1 protein-coding gene is annotated in these 326 nt (G+C 76.1%); it reads right to left on the bottom strand.

The window, feature by feature from the left end; translation table 11 throughout:
* The coding region (locus H7U32_RS10600; RefSeq protein ID WP_204469964.1) for a hypothetical protein at positions 1 to 256 on the bottom strand (256 nt) is incomplete at its 3' end.
* Positions 257 to 326: the final 70 nt, after the last annotated feature.

Below are 326 nucleotides of genomic sequence, written 5' to 3'. Positions count from 1 at the left end.
AGGCCAGGCTGGCCGCGGCGAGGGCGGTCGTCGGGGACGGCATGGCCAAGCCGGAGGCGATGAGGGGGTTCGGGGTCGCGAACATGGCCTCGCTGGACAACTGGTGCCGCTTGTGCCGCGGGGAGGGCGCCGGGGCGTTGCGTCCGAAGCGGCGGGGCCGGCCCGGGGAGCCCGGGGCGGCGCCGGCGACGCGCGAGGAGGAGCTGCGCGCGGTCGACGGGGTCGGGATAGCCGACAGGACAGTCCTCGGGATCATGCGCGAGCTGGGTCTGCGATGCCCGATCCGCCGCGGGAGAGCCTACCGCCGGCACCGTTCCTACAGGGGC

It is taken from the genome of Bifidobacterium pullorum subsp. saeculare, assembly GCF_016899725.1.
Classification (GTDB): Bacteria; Actinomycetota; Actinomycetes; order Actinomycetales; family Bifidobacteriaceae; genus Bifidobacterium; species Bifidobacterium pullorum_C.
This window is presented reverse-complemented; position numbering and strand designations above follow the sequence as displayed.